Source organism: Allosphingosinicella sp., from assembly GCF_036387215.1.
Taxonomy (GTDB): domain Bacteria; phylum Pseudomonadota; class Alphaproteobacteria; order Sphingomonadales; family Sphingomonadaceae; genus Allosphingosinicella.
In genome coordinates, this window is record NZ_DASVUE010000088.1 from 1 (window position 1) to 3,418 (window position 3,418).

Here is a 3,418-nt window from a genome sequence, read left to right on the forward strand (position 1 = left end):
GAAAAATCCATCCCGCGCCCCTCGCTTGCTTTACGTTCCCGTCAACCTATCATCCCCGCTATCCCTGAGCCGCATCGGAGACAAGAGCAGTGGCCGATTTCCGCCTTGAGACGCGTGAATGGCTGGAGGCGAATTGCCCCCAAGAGATGCGCGAGCCGGTGCTTGGAGAGGACGACCTCTGCTGGGGCGGCCGGAACGCCGTCTTCAAGAACGATGCGCAGCGGCGGTGGCTCGAGCGGATGGCGGAGCAGGGCTGGACCGTGCCTGACTGGCCGAAGGAATATGGCGGCGGCGGCCTTTCACCCGCCGAGACCAAAATATTGCGTCAGGAAATGGCGGCAATCGGTGCTCGCAACCCGCTCTACAGCTTCGGCATCTCAATGCTTGGGCCGGCGCTTCTGAAATACGGCACCGAGGAGCAGAAGAAGCGCTTCTTGCCCGAGATCGCGCGCGGCGAGATACGCTGGTGCCAGGGCTATTCCGAGCCCAATGCCGGCTCCGACCTCGCAAGCCTGCAGACCCGGTGCGAAGACAAAGGCGATCACTGGCTCGTCAATGGCCAGAAGGTCTGGACCTCCTATGCCGACAAGGCGGACTGGATCTTCTGCCTCGTCCGCACCGACTTCCAGGCGCCGAAGCACAAGGGCATCAGCTTCCTGCTGTTCGACATGGCGAGCCCCGGCGTCTCGACAAAGCCCATTCTGCTCATCTCCGGCTATTCGCCGTTCTGCGAGACCTTCTTCGATGATGTGCAGGTGCCGAAGGAGCAGGTGGTCGGTGAGGTCAATAAGGGCTGGGATGTGGCCAAATATTTGCTCGGTCACGAGCGCGAGATGATCAGCGGAATGGGCCTCGGCGGCAGCGGCGAGAGCCTTGGCGCGGCGCTGAAGGAGCGGCTGGCCGAGGACCCGCTCCTCCGCGCCGACGTCGCCCGCTTCGACGTCGATGCAATGGCATTCCGGGCGATGTCCGAGCGTTTCATGGACGAGCTCAAAGCCGGGCAGGCGCATCCGGCGCAGCCGTCGATGATGAAATATGCCGGCACCGAGCTCAACAAGGCGCGGCACGAGCTTGTCATGGTGGCCGGCGGGTCGAACGGGCTCGAATGGGAGAGCGACCGCTCGCAGGGCGGGAAGGCGGCGCGCGAGTGGCTTCGCACCAAGGCCAATTCGATCGAGGGCGGCACCAGCGAGATCCAGCTCGGAATCGTCGCCAAGCACATCCTTCAGCTTCCGGGGGCTTGATGCCGCTCTACCTCACCGAAGATCAGGCGATGCTCCGCGATAGCGCGCGCGAGTTCATGGCGGCGGAAGGCGCCATCGCGAAGCAGCTCCGCCACTGGCGCGACCGCAACTGCAAGGACGGCTTCGGCCATGGGCTCTGGAAGCAGTTCGGCGAGATGGGCTTCACCGGCATCCTCGTCGACGAGGCGGACGGCGGCCTCGGCCTCGGCAATGTCGAGGCGGGGATCGTGCTCGAGGAGATCGGTCGCAATCTGACGCCCTCGCCGTTCCTGATCACGGCCGTCGCAGTCGTCGAGGCGCTTCGAGGCTCACCGCTGCGCGAGCGCTGGCTCCCGGGCATCCTCAGCGGCGATACGGTCGCTGCGCTTGCGGTGGACGAAGGTCCCAAGCACCGGCCGGAAGCGGTCGCGATGCAAGCCGATCGCTCCGGCAACGGCTTCCGCCTCACAGGGCGCAAGCAGTTCGTCGTCCAGGGCGCTTCCGCCGACTTCCTCGTGGTCGCAGCCAAGGCCGCGGAAGGCCTCACCCTGTTCGCGGTGGAAAAGGACGCCAACGGGCTCGCTATCGAAGGCGTCCGCCTCGCCGACAGCAGCATCGGCGCGCGCATCGATTTCGAAGGCGTGGAAGTGGATGCCGACGCGGTGATCGGCGAGGTGGGGCAGGGGGAGGCGATCCTCCGCCGCGTCCTCGCCGCCGGCCGCGCAGGAGCCGCCTCGGAAATGGTCGGACTCGGTTCGGCGGCAATGGACATGACCGTCGACTACCTCAAGCAGCGCAAGCAGTTCGGCCGCTTGATCGGCGAGTTCCAGGCGCTCCAGCACCGCTCGGCGCACCTCTATTCGGAGCTTGAGATCGCCCGCTCCGCCACGTTGAAGGCGCAGCAATTGCTGGACGAGGGAAGTGAGGAAGCCGAAGCGATGGTCTCGGTTGCGAAGGCGAAGGCCGGCCGCACCTCGACGCTCGCGGTGCAGGAGGGCGTGCAGATGCACGGCGGCATCGGCATGACGGATGAATATGACATCGGCCTCTACATGAAGCGGGACCGGGTGCTGAACGAGCTGTTCGGCGACGCGAATTATCACGCCGACAAGCTCGCCCGCCTCAACGGCTACTGACCCCGTTTCAGGAGCACGTTCATCTGCGCCGATGCGATCGGGTTCGCCCGGTCCTGCTGCCAGCAATGCGCCTCGACATTGGCGACGCGCCCGCCGAGCTTGGTGATCGTCGCCGCGGCATAGGTGTCATGATCGGAACCGCCGCGCATGAACTGAACGGTGACGTTGATCGGCTTCAGGGCCACCTCCTCGCCCTTGAGAAGGTCGTAGAGCGTCCCCAGCGCCGCGAATTCGAGCAGCCCGGCGATCGCTCCGCCATGGAGGTAGCCGGGCCGCCCCACCACCTCCTCGCGAAACGGCATGATCCAGAGAAGCTCGCCCTCCTCGCCGCGCGCGGTGCTGAGGCCGAGGAGGTCGCCATAAGGAGGGAGGCTGTCGATCATCCGCGTGCCGTAGCCGTTGCCGCGCCGGATGGCAGCGCCGAAAGATCCTGCGGCTCGTCGATATCCTGCAGCGTCTCTCCGATGTGCAGGTCCCATCCAAGCGCGCCGATGCGGGCGATGGTCGTCCGGGCGACGGAGGCGGTGCTCCATTCGATCGAGGCGAAGATCGAAGGATCGAAGCGTCTGAGCCCTAGCAGGGCGTAGCCGCCGTCGAACGTGGGGTGGATCACCGCGTCGTGGCCTTCGAGTTCCCAGCAGGCCTGGCGCAGCCGCCGCTCGTTGAGCTGCGGGCAATCGGTGCCGACGAAGATCACCCTTTGCCCGCCGGCGATCACCCGCTCCGCCGCCCGCGCCAGCCGCTCGCCGAGATCGCCTTCGCCCTGATCCTCGATCAGGGTGGGCGGAAGCAGGTCCTTCCAGTCCGGATGATCGGGCGGCGGCGCTGCGCAGAGCTCCACCTCCGCGACGCCCACCTTCCGCGCCTCCCGCACCGTGTCCCGAAGCATCCGCCGCGCCAGCGAGGCCGCACCTTCTTCGCCGAGCGCCGGCACAAGCCGCGTCTTCACCTTCCCCGGCACCGGCGCCTTGGCGAAGATGACGATACGGGTCTCCATCAGCCGCGGCGCCAGCGATGATAAAGCTCGACCCATTCCAGCAGCCGCTCCGGCTTGTGCGC

At 66.3% G+C, this 3,418-nt stretch carries 4 protein-coding genes; 2 read left to right on the forward strand and 2 right to left on the reverse strand.

Annotation, left to right across the window (positions count from 1 at the left end; all coding sequences use genetic code 11):
* The first annotated feature begins 146 nt into the window (after positions 1 to 146).
* Together VF662_RS03995 and VF662_RS04000 are read left to right on the forward strand one after the other, a co-directional pair.
* The gene (locus VF662_RS03995) at positions 147 to 1,244 is read left to right on the forward strand and encodes an acyl-CoA dehydrogenase family protein (protein ID WP_464137941.1); all 1,098 of its coding nucleotides are present in this window, start codon (positions 147 to 149) and stop codon (positions 1,242 to 1,244) included.
* A complete protein-coding gene (locus tag VF662_RS04000; protein ID WP_464137934.1) occupies positions 1,244 to 2,359 on the forward strand; it encodes an acyl-CoA dehydrogenase family protein in 1,116 nt (371 codons plus the stop codon). Before VF662_RS03995 ends, VF662_RS04000 begins: the two co-directional genes overlap by 1 nt.
* Here the strand turns inward: VF662_RS04000 and VF662_RS04005 are convergent.
* The gene (locus VF662_RS04005; RefSeq protein ID WP_464137937.1) at positions 2,353 to 2,742 is read right to left on the reverse strand and encodes a PaaI family thioesterase; all 390 of its coding nucleotides are present in this window, start codon (positions 2,740 to 2,742) and stop codon (positions 2,353 to 2,355) included. The genes VF662_RS04000 and VF662_RS04005 overlap by 7 nt on opposite strands.
* On the reverse strand, positions 2,739 to 3,418 hold a 680-nt coding region (locus VF662_RS04010; protein WP_464137939.1), incomplete at its 5' end, for a TIGR04282 family arsenosugar biosynthesis glycosyltransferase. The genes VF662_RS04010 and VF662_RS04005, both read right to left, overlap by 4 nt.

Excerpts from the sequence above, each read along its gene's own strand:
- VF662_RS03995 (WP_464137941.1), top strand. The coding sequence starts at position 147 with ATGCGCGAGCCGGTGCTTGGAGAGGACGACCTCTGCTGGGGCGGCCGG.
- VF662_RS04000 (WP_464137934.1), top strand. The coding sequence starts at position 1,244 with ATGCCGCTCTACCTCACCGAAGATCAGGCGATGCTCCGCGATAGCGCG.
- VF662_RS04005 (WP_464137937.1), bottom strand. The coding sequence starts at position 2,742 with ATGATCGACAGCCTCCCTCCTTATGGCGACCTCCTCGGCCTCAGCACC.